The sequence below is a fragment of the Streptomyces sp. NPDC087310 genome (genome assembly GCF_044744405.1).
In the GTDB taxonomy this organism is placed as follows: Bacteria; Actinomycetota; Actinomycetes; order Streptomycetales; family Streptomycetaceae; genus Streptomyces.
Map to the genome: position 1 here is coordinate 454,663 of NZ_JBIUYF010000007.1, position 22,920 is coordinate 477,582.

At 72.4% G+C, this 22,920-nt stretch carries 2 protein-coding genes; both read left to right on the forward strand.

Translation table 11 applies throughout. From position 1 onward, the window contains the following. Nucleotides 1–480 precede the first annotated feature (480 nt). Nucleotides 481–19,623 carry a non-ribosomal peptide synthase/polyketide synthase gene (locus ACIO3P_RS27760; protein ID WP_401853463.1) on the forward strand — a complete coding sequence of 6,381 codons (19,143 nt, stop codon included), beginning with the start codon at nt 481–483 and terminating at the stop codon, nt 19,621–19,623. Nucleotides 19,624–19,692: 69 nt separating this feature from the next. Beyond that, on the forward strand, nt 19,693–22,884 hold the full coding sequence (locus ACIO3P_RS27765) for an amino acid adenylation domain-containing protein (protein ID WP_401853460.1): 3,192 nt from the start codon (nt 19,693–19,695) through the stop codon (nt 22,882–22,884). Nucleotides 22,885–22,920: the final 36 nt, after the last annotated feature.

Below are 22,920 nucleotides of genomic sequence, written 5' to 3' on the forward strand. Positions count from 1 at the left end.
GGCGGCCGGAGCCCGTCGGCCTCGGCACAGGGCGGGACACGGTGGGACAACCGATCCGGCGCCCGTCCCCGATCTTCCATGCGTCATGATTCGGTGACACGCGGGCCGGCGACATCGGTGACGACCGCCGTTACGGTCGCGGTACCGCACGGCCGGACCTCGGAAGGGCATCGGGCCTTCCCCGACGGGCCCCGGCTTTCCTGCCGCGAGCTCGTCCGCGCGCCCTCCGTGAGAGAGGGACACCAGCACCGCTCCGTGGCCGACCCGGCCGACGCAACGACGGGAGAACCGCGGGGCGAGGCGTAACTGTGGCTCCCACCGATGCCGTGAGCAGGCATGTCTTTGGGAGCATCGCACCCGTTGGAGTGGATGCACGGTTTGGCCGGCGCCCGGATCCCCGGCTGCCACAGGGATCGCCCGAAGCCCTGTCACAGTCGTTCTCCTTCCTCCGTCGGATGCGCCCGCCCGTAAGGAGTTCTTGTGATCCCCGCGTCGTACGCGCAGCGTCAGATGTGGTTCCTGGACCAACTGGAAGGCCCGACCGCGCTCTACAACATCCCGCTGGTGCTGCGGATGTCCGGGCGGCTGGACGTCGTGGCGCTGCGGGCCGCGCTGGACGACGTCCTGGCCCGGCACGAGAGCCTGCGCACCCGTTTCCTGCAACGGGACGGGGAGCCGTACCAGCAGATCCTTTCCCCGGACGAGGCGAGCGTCGCTCTGACCCTGGTTCCCACCCCCGCCGACGAGGTGGAGTCCGGCATCGTCCGCGCGTCCCTGGAGCTCTTCGACCTGGCGGCCGACATCCCCTTGCGGGCCACGCTGCTCACGCCGGTGTCCGGGCGGCCACCGGCGGACCGCGACCCGGTGGTGACCGGTGAGTGCGTGCTGGTGCTGGTCGTGCACCACATCGCGGCCGACGGATGGTCGGTGGCCCCGCTGGGGCGGGATCTCTCCGAGGCGTACACGGCGCGGTGTGCCGGGCGGGCGCCGGGCTGGGAGCCGTTGCCGGTGCAGTACGCCGATTACGGCCTGTGGCAGCGGGAGTTGCTGGGCGAGGCGGACGACCCGGACAGTGTGCTGGCCGGGCAGCTCGCCTACTGGCGCACGGCGCTGGCCGGGGTGCCGGAGGAACTGGCCCTGCCCGTGGACCGGCCGCGGCCGGCCACGGCCGATCGTGCCGGCGGAGTGGTGCGGCTCGACCTGCCGGCCGAACTGCATGCGGGGTTGGTGGAGTTGGCGGCCCGGCAGGGTGTGACGGTGTTCATGGTGTGGCAGGCGGCGGTGGCGGTGCTGTTGTCGAAGGTGGGTGCGGGGGAGGATGTTGCGATCGGCAGTCCGGTGGCCGGTCGTAACGACGAGGCTCTGGAGGGTCTGGTCGGGTTCTTCGTGAACACGCTGGTGGTGCGTACGGATCTGTCGGGTGGTCCGAGCTTCGCCGAGGTGTTGGGTCGGGTGCGGCAGAGGGTGCTGGGTGCGCTGGAGCATCAGGAGGTGCCGTTCGAGCGGTTGGTGGAGGAACTGGCCCCGGCGCGTTCCCTGGCCAGGCACCCCCTGTTCCAGGTCAACGTCACACTCCACAACACCCCCGAGGGGACGGTGGACCTGCCGGGCCTGGCGGTCCGGGCCCGGCTCGGAGAAGTGCCCCTGGCCAAGTTCGACCTGGACTTCCAGGTGGTGGAACGCTTCGACAGCCAGGGCCGGCCGGCCGGTACGGACGCCGTGCTCATCTACGCCGCCGCCCTGTTCGACCGGGCCACGGCCGAAGACCTCGTCGCCCGCCTCGTCCGGGTCCTGCGCGGGGTCGTCGCCGATCCCGGAGCCGGGCTGGACCGCCTTGAGGTGATGGACGCCGACGAACGCCGGCGGACGCTGGTCGAGTGGAACGACACCGCGCGCCCGGTGGCGGCCGCGACGGTGCCGGAGCTGTTCGGCGCGCAGGCCGCCCGCACCCCCGAGGCCGTGGCCGTGGTGTCGGGCGGGGAACGGCTCTCGTACGCGGAACTGGAGGCGGAGTCGAACCGGTTGGCCCGGTACCTGATCGCGCGAGGGGTGGGCCCGGAGTCGCTGGTGGCGGTGGTGATGGACCGCTCGCCCGCACTGGTCACCGCGCTGCTGGCGGTGATGAAGGCGGGAGGTGCGTATCTGCCCGTCGACCCGGAGTATCCGTCCGAGCGCATCACCTCGATGGTGGCGGACGCGGCCCCCGTCGCCCTGCTGGCCACCGCCGCGGTCTCCGCCCGCCTGGGCCGGTCAGGAGCGCATGCCGGCCCGTCCGGGCCGCAGTGGGTCGTGCTGGACGACCCGGCGGTGCGGGCCTCGGCGGCCGGGCAGGACGCACACGCCCTGGTCCAGGCCGACCGCGCCACCCCCCTCAGGCCCGAACATCCGGCCTACGTGATCTACACCTCCGGATCGACCGGCGCTCCCAAGGGTGTCTCCGTCGCCCACACGAGTGTGGTGGCCCTCTTGCAGGGCGCGGGGGAGCGGTTCGGCTTCGACGGCGAGGACGTGTGGACCTGGTTCCACTCCTTCGCGTTCGATTTCTCGGTGTGGGAGCTGTGGGGCGCTCTGCTGCACGGCGGGCGCCTGGTGGCGGTTCCGTTCGAGGTCTCGCGCTCCCCCGAGGAGTTCCTGCGCCTGCTGGCGCGGGAGCGGGTGACGGTGCTCAGCCAGACACCCTCCGCCTTCCACCAGCTCGTACGGGCCGACGAGCAGCACGCCGAGGTGGGTGCCGAACTGGCGCTGCGGCTGGTGGTGTTCGGCGGCGAGGCGCTCGACCTGCCCCGGCTGCGGGAGTGGTACGCCCGGCACCGGGGTGAGGCGCCGGTGCTGGTGAACATGTACGGCATCACCGAGACCACCGTGCACGTCAGCCACCTCCGGCTCGACGCGGCCATGGTGGACGGGGAACACAGGGGCAGCCTCATCGGGCACCCGCTGGATAACACCCGGGTGTACGTTCTCGACGACTTCCTCCGTCCGGTGCCGGTGGGCGTGGCCGGTGAGCTGTACGTGGCCGGCGCCGGGCTGGCCCGGGGGTACCTGCACCGTCCGGGCCTGACCGCCGAGCGGTTCGTGGCCTGCCCGTTCGAGGGTGCCGGCGGGCGGATGTACCGGACCGGGGACGTGGTGCGCTGGAACCGCGCAGGCCAGTTGGAGTTCCTGGGACGGGCGGACGACCAGGTCAAGGTCCGGGGGTTCCGGATCGAGCCGGGTGAGGTGGAGGCCGTGCTGCTCGCCCACGAACAGGTGGGGCAGGCCACGGTGGTGGTCCGGGAGGACCAGCCGGATGACAGGCGCCTGGTGGCGTACGTGGTTCCGGCGAGGAGGGAATCCGCGCGTGACCACGGCCAGGAGGAACCCGCGGCCTCGGACGGCACGAGCGCGCTCGCCGGAGAACTGCGTACCTACGCGGGCGCGTGCCTGCCCGAGTACATGGTGCCGTCCGCGGTGGTGGTGCTGGACGGCCTGCCGCTGACGGTGAACGGGAAGCTGGACCGGAACGCGCTGCCGGCGCCTGACGCGTCCGTGCCGGCCCACGGGCCGCGCACCCCGCGGGAGGAGATCCTCTGCGAGGAGTTCGCCGCGGTGCTCGGACTGCCGCAGGTGGGCGTCGACGACAACTTCTTCGAGTTGGGCGGGCACTCGCTGCTCGCGGTGTCCCTGGTCGAACGGCTGCGGCAGCGGGCCCTGACGGTCGACGTGCAGTCGTTGTTCACGGCACCGACGGTGGCCAGTCTGGCCGTGGTGGCCGGTCAGTCCGAGATCGAGGTTCCCCCGAACCTGATTCCGGCGGGCGCGGAGGCCATCACGCCGGACATGCTGCCGCTCGTCGATCTGACCGGCGAGGAGGTCGGACGGATCGTCGCGCAGGTACCGGGCGGAGCGGCGAACGTGGCGGACGTGTATCCGCTGGCGCCGTTGCAGGAAGGCATCTTCTTCCACCACCTCATGCGGGACACCGGCAACGACGCGTACGTCGTGTCCATGGTGTTGGAGTTCGATTCCCGGGCGCGCCTGGACCACTACCTGGCGGCTTTCCAGACGGTCGTGGACCGGCACGACACCTTCCGGACGGTGTTCCTGTGGGAGGGCCTGCGGCAGCCGGTCCAGGTGGTGCTCCGCGAAGCACGGCTCCCCGTACGGGAAATCACCCTGGACGGCGAAGCCCCTGACACCGTCCAGGAGCTGCTGGCCGCGAGCGGTTCGGCGATGGACATCGGCCGGCGTCCGTTGCTGCGGGTGTGCGTCGCGGCCGAACCGGACGGTGAACGCTGGCACGGGGTACTGCAGTTCCACCATCTCGTGCAGGACCACACCGCCCTGGACGTGGTGCTGGACGAGGTCCAGGAGATCCTGGAGGGCCGGGGGGACCAGCTCCCTGAACCCCTGCCGTTCCGCACGTTCGTGGCGCAGGCACGGCTGGGCATACCCTCGGCGGAACACGAGCGGTACTTCGCGGGACTGCTCGGAGACGTGGCGGAGCCGACGGTTCCGTTCGGGCTGGTGGACGTGCACGGGGACGGTACGGCTGTCAGGGAGGCCCGTCTGCCGGTGGACGGACGGCTGGCGGTGCGGCTGCGGCAGCAGGCCGGCCTGCTGGGGGTGAGCCCGGCGACCGTGTTCCACACCGCCTGGGCCCGCGTCCTGGCGTCGGTGTCCGCCCGCGACGACGTGGTGTTCGGCACCGTGCTCTTCGGACGGATGAACGCCGGAGCGGGCGCCGACCGCGTTCCGGGGCTCTTCATCAACACGCTGCCGGTGCGCGCACGGACAGGCGGCGGCGTCGGAGTGCGTGACGCGATGCGCGCGATGCAGACCCAGCTCGCCGACCTGATCGTGCACGAGCACGCCTCACTGGCCGTCGCCCAGCGGGCCAGCGGCGTCCGCGCCCCCGCTCCGCTGTTCACCGCCCTGCTGAACTACCGCCACTTCTTCAGCGGGGACTGGGTGGCGCCCAGGCCCCACGGGACCCGGATCCTCGGCGCCTGGGACCGGACCAACTACCCCCTCGTCGTGTCCGTGGACGACAGCGGCTACGAGTTCGCCTTCGTGGTACAGGTGACCGCGGCGATCGACCCGGACATGATCACCCGCCTGCTGCACACCACCACCGAGAACCTGATCAACGCTCTGGAACGGCATCCGGACACCCCGCTCGAACACATCGACGTCCTCCCCGCGGCCGAGCGACGGCGGATTCTCGCGGAGTGGAACGACACCGCCCGCCCGGTGCCCGTCACCACCCTGGCGGACATGTTCACCGCCCGGGCCGTCCGCACCCCCGATGCCGAGGCCCTGGCCTACCAGGACGTACGGCTGTCCTACGCCGAGCTGGAGGAGCGTTCCAACCGCCTCGCCCGGTATCTGATCACGCGCGGAGTGGGGCCGGAGTCCCTGGTCGCGGTGGTGATGGACCGCTCGCCCGACCTGATCACCGCGCTGCTGGCGGTGTTGAAGGCCGGCGGTGCCTACCTCCCGATCGACCCCGGCCAGCCCGCTGAACGCGTCGCCTTCATGTGCGCCGACGCCACCCCGGTCGCCCTGCTCACCTCCACGGCCATCGCCGGCCGACTGCGTGAGCCCCACGCGGACGGGCCCGGACCGGACACCGGACCGCAGTGGATCATGCTGGACGACCCGGCGGTCCGGACGACGGCGGCCGACCAGGACCCGCGCGCACTCACCCAGGCCGACCGGATCACCCCCCTGCGCCCGGACCACGCCGCCTACGTGATCTACACCTCCGGCTCCACCGGGACGCCCAAGGGCGTCGTGGTGGAGCACGCGAACGCCGTGAACCTCATGGCCGACCGCTGGCCGGGCCTGGACCGCGACAGCCGGCTGCTGCAGTTCGCGTCGATCGGCTTCGACGTCGCGACCTGGGAGATCATGATGGCGTTCTCCGCAGGGGCATGCCTGGTGGTGGCGCCGGCCGAGCAACTGCTGCCCGGAGCCGGGCTCGCCGGGGTGATCGCCCGGCACGCCGTCACCCACCTGCAGCTCCCGCCCACGGTCCTCGCCATGGTCGAGACCGAGGCAGAACTGGCGACCGTACGGACGCTGCTGGTCGCAGGCGAGGCACTGAGCTCCGAGATCGTCGACCGGTGGGGCGCGGGCCGCTGGTTCGGCAACGCGTACGGACCGACCGAGACCACCGTGATCGCCGCCGCCGCGGGCCCGCTGCGCCCCGGCGACCCGCCGTGCATCGGCCGGCCGCTCCCCAACACCGGCGTCTATGTCCTCGACGGACACCTCGCGCCCGTGCCGGTGGGGGTGGTGGGCGACCTCTATGTCTCCGGCGCCGGTGTCGCCAGGGGGTACCTGAACCGCCCGGGGCTCACCGCCGACCGGTTCGTGGCCGATCCCTTCCAGGGAGCGGCGGGTTCCTCCCCCGGTTCGGCCGCCGGGAGTCGCCCGGAGCCCGACGGCGGGCGCATGTACCGCACCGGCGACCGGGTGCGCTGGACCGCTGACGGCCGGCTCCTCTACGTCGGCCGCGCCGACGACCAGGTGAAGATCCGCGGCTTCCGGATCGAGCCGGGCGAGATCGAGGCGGTGCTGGCCGCGCACGAGCGGGTGGCGCAGGCCGTGGTCGTCGTCCGGGAGGACACCCCCCGTGACAAGCGTCTGACGGCCTACCTCCTGCCCACCGGTGACCCCGGTACGGTCGCCGGCGAGAGGCTGGAGTCGGCGGTACGCGGGTACCTGGCGGGCAGGCTGCCGGAGTACATGGTGCCGTCGGCGATCGTCGTACTGGAACGGCTGCCGCTGACGGTGAACGGCAAGCTGGACCGGGCCGCCCTCCCGGCGCCGTCCCACACCCCCGACGCGGGGCGGCGGCCCGTCACCCCGCGCGAGGAGCTTCTCAGCTCGCTCTTCGCGCAGGTGCTGAGCCTGCCCCGGGTCGGGGCCGAGGACGACTTCTTCTCCCTCGGCGGACATTCGCTGCTCGCGGTGCGGCTGGTCAGCCGGATCCGCGCGGTCTTCGGTGCGGAGGTGCCGGTGCGGGCGGTGTTCGAGGCGCCGACCGTGGCCGCTCTGGCGGTGCGGTTGGCGCAGGCCGGTGGTGTGGCTGCGCGGCCGGCGGTGGTGGCCGGGGCGCGTCCCGGGGTGTTGCCGTTGTCGTACGCCCAGCGCCGGTTGTGGTTCCTGGACCGGCTCGAAGGCGCGAGCCCGCTCTACAACGTCCCGCTGGTGCTGCGGTTGTCCGGGCGGCTCGACGTGACGGCGTTGCGCGCGGCGCTGGCCGACGTGGTGGCGCGGCACGAGAGCCTGCGGACGCGCTTTCCGGCGGTGGACGGGGAGGCGTACCAGGAGATCGTGGCCGTGGCCGAGGCGGGCGTCGCCCTGCCTCTGGTCCCGGTCGCCGCTGCCGACGAGCTGGCGGAGCGGATCGAACGGGCCACCTCCCACGCCTTCGACCCTGCGGCCGAACTGCCCGTGCGGGCCACGCTGTTCGCGCTCGACCCGGATCAGCCGCCGTCGGAGGACGCCCCGGTGGTGACGGGCGAGTGCGTGCTGGTGCTGGTCGTGCACCACATCGCGGCCGACGGATGGTCGGTGGGGCTGCTGTGGCGGGATCTGTCGGTGGCGTACACGGCGCGGTGTGCCGGGCGGGCGCCGGGCTGGGAGCCGTTGCCGGTGCAGTACGCCGACTACACGTTGTGGCAGCGGGAGCTGCTGGGCGAGGCGGACGATCCGGACAGTGTGCTGGCCGACGAGACGGCGTACTGGCGGAAGGCGCTGGCCGGGGCGCCGGAGGAACTGGCCCTGCCGGTGGACCGGCCGCGGCCGGCGGAGGCCGGCCACCGGGGAGGGCTGGCGAGCTTCCGGATGCCCGCGCAACTGCACGGGGAGCTGGTGGATCTGGCCGGTGCCGAGGGCGTGACGATGTTCATGGTGTGGCAGGCGGCGGTGGCGGTGCTGCTGTCGAAGCTGGGCGCGGGGGAGGACATTACGATCGGCAGCCCGGTGGCCGGTCGCAACGACCAGGCTCTGGAGGGTCTGGTCGGGTTCTTCGCCAACACACTGGTGGTGCGCACCGATCTGTCCGGCGGCCCGAGCTTCGCCGAGGTGCTGGGCCGGGTGCGGCAGAGGGTGCTGGGTGCGCTGGAGCATCAGGAGGTGCCGTTCGAGCGGTTGGTGGAGGAGCTGGCCCCGGCGCGTTCCCTGGCCAGGCACCCGCTGTTCCAGGTCGCCCTGACCCTGCACAACGTCCCGGACGTGGCGCCCGACCTGCCCGGGGTCGAGGCCGTCGCCGTGCCGCCCGGGGCGCAGGGCGCCAAGTTCGATCTGGACCTGGAGGTCGTCGAGCGTTTCGACGCGCTGGGTCTGCCCGCCGGACTTGACGGTGGCATCGTGTACGCGACCGATCTGTTCGACCAGGCCACGGTGGACCTGCTCGTCACCCGGCTGATCCGGGTCCTGCGGGCGGTCGTCGCCGACCCCCGCAGGCCCGTCCGCGGCATCGACCTGCTGGATGCCCCGGAGCGGCAACAGATCCTGACGGAGTGGAACGACGCCGCGCGCTCCCTGCCCGCAGACACGCTGCCGGAGCTGGTCGCCGCGCGGGTGTACGTCCTGGACGACTCCCTCGAACCGGTGCCGCCGGGGGTGCCCGGAGAGCTGTATGTGACGGGCGCCGCGCTCGCCCGTGGGGAACGGGACCGTCCAGGTCAGGTCGCCGAGCAGATCGTGGCCTGCCCGTTCGAGGAACCCGGCGCACGGATGTACCGCACCGGGAACGTGATGCGATGGGACCGCGCCGGTCGGCTGGAGCTCGTGTGCCGGGCGCAGGAGCAGACGGAACCCCCCTCCGCCGCCTCGCCCGCCGCCGAGACCCGGTCCGGCACGCCACGAAGCCGACCGGCCACCGTACGCGAGGAGCTGCTCTGCGCGGTCTTCGCCCAGGTGCTGGGCGTGCCGCGGGTCGGAGTGGACGACAGTTTCTTCGGGCTGGGCGGGCATTCGTTGCAGGCCGTACGGCTGGCCAGCCGGATCCGCACCGTACTGGGGGTCGAACTGCCCGTCCGTGTCCTTTTCGAGGCGCCGACCGTGGCCGCTCTGGCGGTGCGGTTGGCGGAGGCCGGTGGTGCGGCTGCGCGGCCGGCGGTGGTGGCGGGGGTGCGTCCGGGGGTGTTGCCGTTGTCGTATGCGCAGCGGCGGTTGTGGTTCGTGGACCGTCTCGAAGGTGCGAGTGCTCTGTACAACGTGCCGTTGGTGTTGCGGTTGTCGGGGCGGTTGGACGTGGTGGCGTTGCGGGCGGCGTTGGGTGATGTGGTGGCGCGGCATGAGAGTCTGCGGACGCGTTTTCTGACGCGGGACGGGGAGCCGTATCAGGAGGTTGTGCCTGTCGGTGAGGCGGGTGTGGATCTGCCGGTGGTGCCGGTCCTCTCCGAGGTGCTGGAGGCGGAGGTCGACCGGGCGTGTGCGCACGTTTTCGATCTCGGGCGTGAGGTGCTGCTGCGCGCCACGCTGTTCACCGCGGGCACCGGCGGGCCGTCTCCCGATGGCGGTTCGGTGGTCGCGGGTGACTCCGTGCTGGTGCTGGTCGTGCACCACATCGCGGGTGACGGCTGGTCCATGGGAGTGCTGTGGCGGGATCTGTCGGTGGCGTACACGGCGCGGTGTGCCGGGCGGGTGCCGGACTGGGAGCCGCTGACGGTGCAGTACGCGGACTATGCGCTGTGGCAGCGGGAGCTGCTGGGCGAGGCGGACGATCCGGACAGTGTGCTGGCCGGCCAGGTGGCCTACTGGAAAGCGGAACTCGGCGGTGCGCCGGAGGAGTTGGAACTCCCGGCGGACCGGCGACGGCCCACGACGGCCAGTCACCGAGGCGACTGGGCGCCGATCGACGTCCCACCGGAACTCCATGCCGACCTGGCGGAGCTGGCCGGTGCCGAGGGCGTGACGATGTTCATGGTGTGGCAGGCCGCCCTGGCGGTGCTGCTGTCCAAGCTGGGTGCGGGCAAGGACGTCCCGATCGGCAGCGCGATCGCCGGACGGACCGACCAGGCGGTGGAGGATCTGGTCGGGCTGTTCATGAACATGCTGGTGGTGCGCACCGACCTGTCCGGTGACCCGAGCTTCGCCGAGGTGCTGGGCCGGGTGCGGCAGAGGGTGCTGGGCGCGCTGGAGCATCAGGAGGTGCCGTTCGAGCGGCTGGTGGAGGAACTGGCCCCGGCCCGTTCCCTGGCCAGGCACCCGCTGTTCCAGGTCACCATGACGGTGCAGAACGTTCCCGAGGCGACGATCGACCTGCCCGGCCTCGATGTCGAGGCCCGCCCCGGCGGGGTCACCATGGCCAAGCTCGACCTCGACTTCCAGGTCGTCGAGCGGTTCGACGACTCGGGGCGCCCCGACGGCATGCTGGGCGGGCTCACCTACGCCACCGACCTGTTCGACCGGGCCACGGCTGAGACGCTGGTCACCCGGTTGATCCGTCTCCTGAAGACCGTCACCGCGGGCCCCGCCCGCCCGATCAGCCGCCTGGACCTGCTGGACCCCGCCGAGCGGCGGCGACTGCTGACGGAGTGGAACGGCGACCGCGGTCCGGCCGCCGCCACGGTGCCGGCGCTGTTCACCGAGCACGCCACCCGTACCCCCGGGGCCATTGCCCTGGCGTCCGCCGAGGAACGGGTCTCGTACGGTGAACTGGAGGCCCGGTCCAACCGTCTCGCCTGGTATCTGAACGACCGCGGGGTGGGCCCCGAGTCCCTCGTCGGGGTGGTCATGGACCGGTCGATCGACCTGGTGACCACTCTGCTGGCGGTGATGAAGGCAGGCGGCGCGTATGTGCCCGTCGACCCCGGTCAGCCGGCCCAGCGCATCGGGCAGGTGCTGCGGCAGGCCGGCGTGGACGTGTGCCTGGTCGACCCGGTGTACGCGCCGACCGTGCGGGAGTACGCCGGCACGGTGGTCGTGGCCGGCGAGGAGGGGCCGGGGGCTCCGTGGGCCGGTGCGCCGGACTCGGCCGTACCGGTGCGGGTCCTGCCCGACCAGTTGGCCTACGTGATGTTCACCTCCGGATCGACGGGTGAGCCCAAGGGCATCGCGACCACCCACCGGGACGTGAGGGAACTGGCCGGTGACCGCTGCTGGCACTTCCCCGGGCAGGCCCGGGGCCTGTTCGCGGCGCCGCACACCTTCGACGGCTCCACCCTCGAACTGTGGGTTCCGCTGCTGACCGGCGGACAGGTGGTCCTCGCCCCCCGGGGCCGGATCGACGCGGCGCTGCTCAGGTCGCTGATCGCCGATCACGAGCTGACCCACGTCCAGTTGACCGCCGGCCTGTTCCGAGTGATCGCCGAGGAGGACCCCACCGCCCTGGCCGGGGTGCACGAGGTGTTCACCGGCGCGGACGTGGTCCCCACCGCGGCGGTACGGCAGGTGCTGGAGGCCGCGCCCTCGATCACGGTCCGCAACACGTACGGCCCGACCGAGGTGACCGTCATCGGCACCCAGATCCCGATCCAGGATCCTGCGTCGCTCGGGGACGTCGTGCCGGTCGGGTACCCGATGGACGACACGCGGCTGTACGTGCTCGACGAGTACCTCAACCCCGTGCCGACGGGGGTGGCCGGCGAGCTGTACATCGCCGGGGCGGGGCTGGCCCGGGGGTATCTGCACCGTCCCGGACTGACCGGTGAGCGTTTCGTCGCCTGCCCCTTCGAGGGAGCCGGTGCGCGGATGTACCGGACCGGGGACGTGGTGCGCTGGAACCGCGCCGGGCAGTTGGAGTTCGTGAGCCGGGCGGACGACCAGGTGAAGATCCGGGGCTTCCGCGTCGAGCCGGGTGAGGTCGAGGCGGTGCTGGCCCGGCACGAGCTGGTCGCCCAGGCGGTCGTCCTCGCCCGTGAGGACACCCCCGGTGACAAGTACCTCGCCGCCTACGCCGTCCTCACCCACGACGCGGTCGACGCGGAATTCGCCACGGTGGCGCGGGACTTCCTGGCGAGTCGGCTGCCGCAGTACATGGTCCCGTCGGCGGTCGTGGTGCTGGAGGGGCTGCCGCTGACGGTGAACGGCAAGGTCGACCGGGCCGCGCTGCCCGCGCCGCACCACGCCTCCGGCACGGGACCGGGCAGGCGACCGGCCACCGTGTACGAGGAGCTGCTGTGCTCGGTGTTCTCCCAGGTGCTCGATGTGCCCCGGGTCACCGTGGAGGACGACTTCTTCGCGCTGGGCGGGCATTCGCTGCTGGCCGTGCGGCTGGTCAGCCGGATCCGGGCGGTCATGGGTCTGGAGGTCCCGGTCCCGGCGGTGTTCGAGGCGCCGACCGTGGCTGGTCTGGCGGTGCGGTTGGCGGAGGCCGGTGGTGTGGTGGCGCGGCCGGCGGTGGTGGCGGGGGTGCGTCCGGGGGTGTTGCCGTTGTCGTATGCGCAGCGGCGGTTGTGGTTTGTGGACCGTCTTGAAGGTGCGAGTGCTCTGTACAACGTGCCGTTGGTGTTGCGGTTGTCGGGGCGGTTGGATGTGACGGCGTTGCGGGCGGCGTTGGGTGATGTGGTGGCGCGGCATGAGAGTCTGCGGACGCGTTTTCTGATGCGGGACGGGGAGCCGTATCAGGAGGTTGTGCCTGTCGGTGAGGCGGGTGTGGATCTGCCGGTGGTCCCGGTGGCCTCCGGCGTGCTGGAGGCGGAGGTCGACCGGGCGTGTGCGCACGTTTTCGATCTCGGGCGTGAGGTGCTGCTGCGGGCCACGCTGTTCACCCCGGGCACTGGCGGGCCGTCGGCCGATGGCGGTTCGGTGGTCGCGGGCGACTCCGTGCTGGTGCTGGTCGTGCACCACATCGCGGGTGACGGCTGGTCCATGGGGCCACTCCTCCGCGATCTGTCGGCCGCCTACGCCGCCCGCCTCGCCGGGCGGGTGCCGGACTGGGAGCCCTTGCCGGTGCAGTACGCGGACTATGCGCTGTGGCAGCGGGAGCTGCTGGGCGAGGCGGACGATCCGGACAGTGTGCTGACCGGTCAGGTGGCCTACTGGAAGGCGGAACTCGGGGATGCGCCCGAGGAGTTGGAGCTCCCGGCGGACCGGCGACGGCCCGCGGTGGCGAGCCGCCGCGGTGGCTGGGTGCCGCTGACCCTGTCGGCCGAGTTGCATGCGGGGTTGGTGGAGTTGGCGGCTCGGCAGGGTGTGACGGTGTTCATGGTGTGGCAGGCGGCGGTGGCGGTGCTGTTGTCGAAGGTGGGTGCGGGGGAGGACATCGCGATCGGCAGTCCGGTGGCCGGTCGTAACGACGAGGCTCTGGAGGGTCTGGTCGGGTTCTTCGTGAATACGCTGGTGGTGCGTACGGATCTGTCGGGTGGTCCGAGTTTTGCCGAGGTGCTGGGCCGGGTGCGGCAGAGGGTGCTGGGTGCGCTGGAGCATCAGGAGGTGCCGTTCGAGCGGTTGGTGGAGGAGCTGGCCCCGGCGCGTTCCCTGGCCAGGCACCCGCTGTTCCAGGTCATGCTGGCGGTGCAGAACGTTCCCGAGGCGACGATCGACCTGCCCGGCCTGGACATCGAAGCCCGGCCCCCCGAGGTCCGCATGGCCAAGTTCGACCTCGACTTCCACGTCGAGGAGCGCTTCGACGGCCAGGGGCGGTCGGCCGGTCTGAACGGCGGGCTCACCTACGCCACCGACCTGTTCGACCGGGACACCGCCGAGACGCTGGTCACCCGGCTGGTCCACCTCCTGCGCACGGTCGCGGCCGACCCCCACCGGTCCCTGAACGGAATCGACCTCCTCGACGCCGACGAGCGGCAGCGCATCCTGACCGAGTGGAACGACACGGCACGCCCGGAACCCGCCGCCACCGTGCCCGAGCTGTTCGGGGCGCAGGCCGCCCGCACCCCCGACGCCGTCGCGCTGGTCAGCGGCGCGGCGCGGATGACGTACGCGCAGCTCGACGCGGAGTCCAACCGCCTCGCCCGGTACCTGATCGACCACGGGGTGCGCCCCGAGTCCGTGGTGGCGGTGGTGATGGACCGTTCGCCCCAGAGGGTCGTCCTGCTGCTGGCGGTGCTGAAGGCCGGGGGCGCCTATCTGCCGATCGACCCGTCGTACCCCTCCGTCCGCATCGGTCTCATGGCGGCCGACGCGGCTCCGGTCGCCCTGGTCACCACCGCGTCCCTCGCCGGCCGACTCGACCGGCCCGACTCGGACCTCCTCGACCCCGGATCAGGCCCGAAGCGGATCACGCTGGACGATCCGGCGGTAGGGGCGGCGGTGGCCGGCCAGGACGACGGCCCGCTCACCCGGCTGGACCGAGCGGCACCGCCGCGCCCTGACCAGGCCGCCTATGTCATCTACACCTCGGGCTCCACCGGCACGCCCAAGGGCGTCACGGTCACCCATCGGGGAATCGACCGGCTGGTGCGTCCGGCCACGTACGCCGGCGTACGTCCCGGTGACGTCGTCGCGCACCTCGCCTCGGTCTCGTTCGACTGCACCACCTTCGAGATGTGGATCCCCCTGGTCAACGGGGCGACACTCGCGGTCGGCCCCGCCGGGACGCTGTCCGTGCCCGCCCTCGGCCGCTTTCTGACCGAGCACCGGGTCACCGTCGCGGTGCTGCCCACGGGCCTGTTGCACCAGGTGGTGGACATCGACGTCGAGGCGCTGCGAGGCGTCCGCACTCTCCTCACGGGCGGGGACGTGCTCTCGACACCGCAGTGCCGGACCCTGCTCGAAGCCCTGCCGGGCACCCGGCTCGTCAACGGGTACGGCCCGACCGAGAGCACCACCTACACCCACACCCACCCGGTCACCTGGGCCGACGTCGGCGACGGGGACGACATCCCCCTCGGGCGTCCGCTGGCCGACACCCGGGCGTACGTGCTGGACGAGCGGCTGGCCCCGGTGCCGGTAGGGGTGCCGGGAGAGCTGTATCTGGCCGGCGCCGGGCTGGCCCGGGGGTATCTGAAGCGTCCGGGGCTGACCGGTGAGCGCTTCGTGGCCTGCCCCTTCGAGGGGGCCGGTGCACGGATGTACCGGACGGGCGATCTGGTGCGCTGGAACCGTGCCGGGCAGTTGGAGTTCGTGGGCCGTACGGACGACCAGGTGAAGATCAGCGGCTTCCGTGTCGAACCCGCCGAGGTCGAGGCGGCGCTGTCCGCGCACGAACTGGTCGCCCAGGCGGCCGTCGTCGCCCGCGAGGCCACCCCGGGTGGCAAGCGCCTGCACGGCTACGTGGTGCTCAGGGCCGACGCCGCCCTCGCCGGGACACCGGGCGGGACCGCGGTGGCCCCCGCGATACGGGAGTCCCTGGCGGCCCGGCTGCCGGCGCACCTGGTGCCGTCGGCGGTGATGGAGCTGGAGCGGCTGCCGCTGACGGCGAACGGCAAGGTCGACCGTGCCGCGCTCCCGGAGCCGGACCGCCACCCGGGTGCGGGGCGGTCGCCGGCCACCGCCCGCGAGGAGCTCGTGTGCGCGGCGTTCGCGCAGGTACTGGAGGTGCCGACGGTCGGGGTCGAGGACGACTTCTTCGCCCTGGGCGGGCATTCCCTGCTGGCGGTGCGACTCGTCAGCCGCATCCGGGCGGTCCTCGGGGTGGAGGTCTCCGTGCGGACCGTGTTCGAGGCGCCCACCCCGGCCGGTCTCGCCCGGGGGCTGGCGCGGACCGGCGGTCCGGCGCGGCCGGCGGTGGTGGCCGTGCCACGTCCGCGCGAGCTGCCGGTGTCTCCCGCGCAGAGCCGACTGTGGTTCCTGGACCGGCTGGAGGGCCCCAACCACACGTACAACATCTGCCTGCGGCTGCGGCTGTCCGGGGATCTGGACACCGCGGCGCTGCGGGCCGCCCTCGCCGATGTCGTGGCCCGGCACGAGAGTCTGCGGACCACCTTCCCCCTGGTGGGTGACCAGCCGTCGCAGCGCGTCCGGCCCGTCGGAGAGGCGGCCGTCGAGCTGCCGGTCACCGCCGTCGAGGACGGGGAGCTGGAGGAGCGCCTCGGCCGGCTCGCCGCCCACGCCTTCGACCTCGCCGCTGAACTCCCGCTCAGAGCCGACCTGTTCCGCCTGGCCCACGGCGAGTCACCCGGCGAGTCACCCGGCGGCGAGGAGTGGGTGCTCTCGGTGGTCCTCCACCACATCGCGGGGGACGGATGGTCGATGGGCCCGCTGTGGCGGGACCTGGCCCAGGCGTACGCGGCGCGGTGTGCGGGACGCGCACCGGGGTGGGAGCCGCTGCCGGTGCAGTACGCCGACTACACGCTGTGGCAGCGCGAGTTGCTGGGCGAGGCGGACGACCCGGGGAGCGTGCTCGCCGGGCAGGTGGCCTACTGGAAGGACCGGCTGCGGGGGGCGCCCCAGGAGCTCGCCCTCCCGGTGGACCGGGCGCGCCCCGAGGTGGCGAGCCGCCGTGCCGGATGGGTGCCGCTGCGGATCCCGGCGGAGACCTACGCGGGGCTGACCGAGCTGGCGCGCGGTCAGGGCGTGACGATGTTCATGCTGCTCCACGCGGCGGTCGCGGTGCTGTTGTCGAAGAGCGGAGCCGGCCGGGACATCGTGATCGGCAGTCCGGTGGCCGGCCGGCTGGACCAGGCCCTGGACAACCTCGTCGGGTTCTTCGCCAACACCCTCGTGCTGCGCACCGATCTGTCGGGCGACCCGGACTTCGTGGAGCTGCTCGACCGGGTACGCGCGGCCGGCCTGGAGGCGTTCGAGCACCAGGACGTTCCCTTCGAGCGGCTGGTGGAGGAGCTCGCCCCCGCACGTTCGATGGCCAGGCCCCCGCTGTTCCAGGTCCTGCTCGCCGTGCAGAACACCCCTCAGGCGGTGCTGCGGCTGCCGGGTGTACGGGTGACCGAGAAACCCGCCGGGCTGCTGTCGGCCAGGTTCGACCTGGACATCGAGGTCCATGAGCGTCGTGACGAAGCGGGGACACCGGTCGGCCTGGACGGCGGAATCGTGTTCGCGGCCGAGCTGTTCGACCAGCTCACCGTGGAGACTCTGGCGGCCCGGCTGGTGCGGGTCCTGGCGGCGGTCACAGCCGATCCCACCCTGCCGGTCCACCGCATCGACCTGCTCGACGCCGCGGAACAGCGGCGGATGCTCCAGGAGTGGAACGACACGGCCCGCCCGGTGCCGGACGCGACCCTCGGCGACCTGTTCCGCCGGCAGGCTGACCGTACCCCCGACGCCGTCGCCCTCGTCTTCGAGGGCGACCGGATCTCCTACGCGGAGCTGGAGGCGCGGACCAACCGGCTAGCCCGGTACCTGATCGCCTGTGGCGTGGGACCGGAAGCCGTGGTCGGCGTGGTCCTCGACCGCTCGGTGGAACAGGTCGTCGCACTCCTGGCCGTCGTCAGGGCCGGCGGCGCCTACCTGTCCGTCGACCCCGGCCAGCCGATCCTGCGCATCGACCAGGTGCTCGCCGACGCCTCTCCCGCGGTCGTGGTGAGCACCGGCGAGATCACCGCCCGTCTGCTCGAACTCCACTCCGGCCGGCCCCGGTTGGCGCGTACCGCGGCGGAGTGGATCAGGCTGGACGATCCGGCGGTCCGGGCGGCCGTGGCCGCGTCCGACGCCAGGGTGATCACCGACGCCGACCGGACGGCGCCCCTGCTGCCCGGCCACCCGGCCTATGTGATGTACACCTCCGGGTCCACCGGCACCCCGAAGGGTGTGACCGTCCCGCACCACGGGGTGGTCAACCAACTGGCATGGATGCAGGAGGAGTTCGGCCTGAGCGTGACGGACCGGATCGTACAGAAGGCGTCGTTCGCGTTCGACGCCTCGGTGTGGGAGCTGTTCTGGCCGTTGCTGAACGGCGCCGGGATGGTGATGGCCCGGCCGGGCGGCCATCGGGATCCCGGGTACCTGACCGAGTTGATCAAACGGGAACGGGCGACGGTCGTCCAGTTCGTTCCCTCCATGCTGCGGGCGTTCCTGGAGGACGCCGCCGCCGTGGAGAAGTGCACCGGTCTGCGGACGGTCATCTGCATCGGGGAGGCACTTCCCGCAGCGGTGCGCGACCGCTTCCATACGGTGCTGGCGGTGCCGTTGCACAACCTCTACGGCCCTACCGAGGCATCGGTTGCCGTCACCTCGTGGCGGTGCGATCCGCGGCGGGACGGCGCGACGGTGCCGATCGGACGGCCCCTCCGGAACATCCGGGCGTATGTGCTCGACGGAGGGCTCCGGCCCGTGCCGCCGGGTGTGGCGGGCGAGTTGTACGTGGCCGGCGACGGGCTGGCCCGGGGCTATCTGGGACGTCCGGCGCTGACGGCCGAGCGGTTCGTGGCCTGCCCGTTCGGGCCGGCGGGTGAGCGGATGTACCGGACCGGGGACGTGGTGCGGTGGGACGCCGAGGGGCGCCTGGAGTTCGTCGCCCGCATGGACGAGCAGGTGAAGATCCGGGGCGTCCGGATCGAACCGGGTGAGATCGAGGCGGTGCTGGCCGCGCACGAGCAGGTGGCACAGGCGGCGGTCGTCGCCCGTGAGGACACCCCCGGTGACCCGCGTCTGGTGGCCTATGTCGTTCCGGACGCCGGGGGCGGTGACGGGGCAACCGGTGAGGCCGGACCCGGTGACGGTGGGGTGCCGCTGGACACGGCGGTACGGGAGTTCGCGGCGAGCCGGCTGCCGCAGTCCATGGTGCCGTCGGCGGTGGCGGTGCTGGAGCGGCTGCCGTTGACGGCGAACGGCAAGCTGGACCGGGCCGCGCTGCCCGCACCGGACTACTCGGCCGGCCCCGGAAGGGGCGGACGGGGCCCGGCCACCCTGCGGGAGCAACTGCTCTGCTCGATCTTCGAGCAGGTGCTCGGAGTGTCGTCCGTCGGGGCCGAGGAGAGCTTCTTCGAGCTGGGCGGACACTCGCTGATGGCGGTGCGGCTGGTCAACCGGATCCGGTCGGTCCTCGGCATGGAGGTGCCGATGCGGGCGGTGTTCGAGGCGCCGACCGTGGCCGGCCTCCTCGCCCGGAGCGCCGAGGGCGGCGAGCGGAAGCCCACGGACGTGCTGGTGCCCATCCGGCCGACCGGCGACCACGCGCCGTTCTTCTGCGCCCACGCCATCATGGGGCTCGGCTGGGAGTACGGCTGGCTGGCCGACTGTGCGCCGGAGCGGTACCCGTTCTACTCCCTGCGACCGCGGGGCCTGGACGCGGGCTCGGCCGAACTGCCCGACTCCCTCGCGCGGATGGCCGCCGACTACATCGCGCAGATCCGTACCGTGCAGGCCAACGGCCCCTACCACCTGCTGGGCTGGTCCTTCGGCGGCCATGTCGTCCAGGAGATGGCCGCTCAACTGGAGGAGGCCGGCGAAGAGGTGGCGGCCCTGGTCGTGGTGGATTCGAGCCCGGTGGACGGCCGTCCCACCGCCGGGGTACGGGCGGACTTCGCCGAGCAGGAGAACACGGTGGCCGAGGCTCTCACCGGCGTGGAGCACGAGGCGTACGTCCGGATCGTCCGCAACAACACGAAGATCCTGCTGGCGCACCGGACGCGGAAGACGGCCGGCGACCTGCTGCTGATCTCCGGTGACGGGGACGCGAAGGCCGACCTGTGGCGCCCCTCGGTGTCCGGCGAGGTCCGGGAGCACACGCTCGACTGCCCGCACCGCGAGATGCTGCTGAACTCCGAGGCCGCGCGGCAGGTCTGGGACATCGTGGCGCACGAGCTGGGCTCGGCCGAGACCGATTAGCCCCTTTCGGGGCGCATTCCCTTTCACGGGTACCGATCTGCCGCAGGGTCATCGATGAGGAGGAACCCCATGCAGGACACAGCCTCTCGCGGGGCGGACGACGCGCGGGCCACACCTGCCCCGGAGCCGTCCGGCGAGCCGACCGGCGCGCTCACCGTTCTCGCCCGCGCCTGCGGCGTCGGCGCCGGTACGGTCGAGGCCGCCGCCCGGCTGAAGGTCGCCGCCGCCGCGACCGGGGCACCCGTCCTTCCCCCCGACGCCACATGGCGTGACCTGATCCGGCGCGTGGCCACACAGGAAGGGCGGAAGGAGGCCGACGACGCCTGGGACAGCGCGAACGGGCTGCCCCACCTCCCCGCCGAGCGCCTGGCCGGCCATGCGCGGGTCGCCCTGCGCGCGCTCACCGAGTTCCCCGACGAACCGCACAGCGGCCACGGCCTGCTCTCCGAGGCGGGGACCGAGGCGACGATCGCCTTCTGCTCCGGTCCGGTGAAGCCGCTGCCGGGGCGTCGCTTCCACGAGCTGTTCGAGGAGCGGGCACGCCGCCACCCCGACGCGGTGGCCGCCGTACAAGGCACCCGGAGCTGGACCTACCGCGAGGTGAACGAGAACGCCAACGCCATCGCCTGGGCCCTGCACCGGGAAGGGGTGTGCGCCGAGGACGTCGTGGCGGTGGTGACGGAACGCACCCTGGAATGGCTCGCGGCCGTCATCGCCGTCCTCAAGGCCGGCGGGTGCTATCTGCCGCTCGAACCGCACTTCCCCGCCGAGCGGATGGCGAACACACTCACCAGGGCGGAGTGCGGGTGGGTGCTCGCCGACCACGGCGTCACACCGCTGGAGGAGGCGCTGGCCGGCCAGGACACGCGGCGCCTGTACGTGGCGGACCTTCTCGCAGGAGACGGTCCGCGCCACGACCTGGACCTCGCCGTCGCGGGGGACCAGCTCGCGTACATCTACTTCACCTCCGGCTCCACCGGCGAACCCAAGGGCGCCATGTGCGAGCACGACGGCTTTCTCAACCACCTCTACGCCAAGATCGAGGACCTCGGCGTCCAGGAGGGGGACGTCGTGGCGCAGACCGCGCCGCAGTGCTTCGACATCTCGCTGTGGCAGCTCGTCTCCGGGCTCCTCATGGGGGGCCGGACGCTCATCGTCGAGCAGGACGTGATCATGGACGTGCACACGTTCATCGACGCCCTGGCCGAAAACGGCGTCCACGTGGCGCAGTTGGTGCCCACGTACCTCGAACTCGTCCTCGCCACGCTGGCCGAGGGACACCGGGAGCTGCCCTGCCTGCGCGTCATGGCGGTCACCGGCGAGGCGCTGAAGAAGGATCTGGTACGCCGCTGGTTCGACGCCTTCCCCACCGTGCCGCTGGTCAACTGCTACGGCCTCACCGAGATCAGCGACGACTGCAACCACGGTGTCATGAGCGCCCTGCCCGCCCACCGCTCCGTACCGCTCGGCGACCCCGTGCGCAACGCGCGCGTCTACGTCATGGACGAGCGGCTCCAGCTTCTCCCGGTGGGTTTCCCGGGGGAGATCGTGATCGCCGGCGTCTGCGTGGGCCGCGGATACGTGAACGACCCGGAGCGCACGGCGGCCGTCTTCGGCCGCGACCCCCACCGGCCGTCCGAGCGCCTCTACCGCTCGGGCGACTTCGGCCGCTGGCTGCCCTCCTGCGAGCTCGAGTACCTCGGCCGCCGCGACTCGCAGGTCAAGATCAGCGGGTTCAGGATCGAGATCGGCGAGGTCGAGGACCGGCTCCTCCAGGTCTCCGGCGTCCGGGACGGCGCCGTGGTCGTCGCCGGATCCGCCGGCGAGCCGCAACTCGTCGGCTACTACACCGGTGCGGACGCGCCGGACGCGGGACAGGTCGCCAGGACGCTCGCCAGGACCCTCCCCGAGTACATGGTCCCGCCGCGCCTCTACCACACCCCCGAACTGCCCCTGTCCGGAAACGGGAAGATCGACAGGATCTCCCTGACCGATCTCGCCCGGCGGCAGCCGCACACCACCGCGTACGCACCGGACACGGAGTTCACCACGGAGACCGAGCGGAGGATCGCGGACCTGTGGGCACAGGTGCTGAAGGTCCCGCAGGAGCGGATCGGGCGCGACTCCCGCTTCACCGAACTCGGCGGTACCTCACTCTCCGCGATCCGCCTGTCGATAGCCCTGGACCGGCAGGTGACCGTCGCCGACCTGTGGGACACCCCCACCGTCGCGGACGTCGCCGCCCTGGTCGACCGCAAGGGCGCCGCGGCGCCGGACACCGCGGCGCCGGACACCGCATCGCGGCCCGCACTGCGCGTGCTCGTCGCCCGGCCCGGCGAGGACCTCGTCGCCCGGGCAGCCGACCACCGCACCGCCGTCCGCGCGGCCGTCGCCGAGTCCGGCGCCGTGCTGCTGCGCGGCCTCGGAGTGCGCACCGCCGCCGACGTCGCCGCGGTCGCGGAAGGACTGGGGATCACCGCGATGACCGAACGTGAGGGCTTCGCTCCGAGGACCGCCCATTCCCCGGGGCTGTACTCCTCCAGCCACTGGCCGTCGGACGAGCCGATGTGCATGCACCATGAACTGAGCTACGCCGCCACCGTCCCCGCCACCCTGGTCTTCGGCTGCCTCACGGCCCCCGGCCGGGGCGGCAGGACCAACGTCGCGGACTCCCAGCAGGTCCTCAAGGCGCTGCCGCCCGCTCTCGTCGCCCCGTTCGAGCGCCACGGCTGGCTGCTGACCCGCATGTACCACGAGGTGGGCCTGGCGTGGCCGGAAGCGTTCGGGACCGACGACCGTGCCGAGGTGGACGCGTACTGCGCCGCCGCCGGCATCGGCCACGAGTGGCTGCCCGGCGACCGGCTGCGCACCCGTCAGCGGCGCGCCGCCGTCGTACGCCATCCCACGACGGGCGTGCCCGGATGGTTCAACCAGATCGCCTTCCTCAACGGGCGGACGATGGACCCGGCCGTCCGCGAGTACCTCACCGATGTCTACGGGCCGCACGGCCTGCCGTTCGACACCGCGGTGGGTGACGGCACGGCCGTCGACGGCGACACCGTGGAGGCCGTCAACGCCGTGTACGACCGATTCACGGTCGGCGAGCCGTGGCGACGCGGGGACGTCCTCGTCGTCGACAACCTGCGGATGGCCCACAGCCGGGAACCGTTCGAGGGAGAGCGCGAGATCGTGGTGGTCATGGGCGACGCGGTGCGGATCCCCGGCCACGTCCGGCCGGACAGCGGCGGTGAGCAGGCGTGACCGGAGCCCGCTCCGCCCCCCGGCCCTGCCCGCCCC

Coding starts and splice junctions, on each gene's coding strand:
- ACIO3P_RS27765 (WP_401853460.1), top strand. CDS start 19,693: ATGCAGGACACAGCCTCTCGCGGGGCGGACGACGCGCGGGCCACACCT.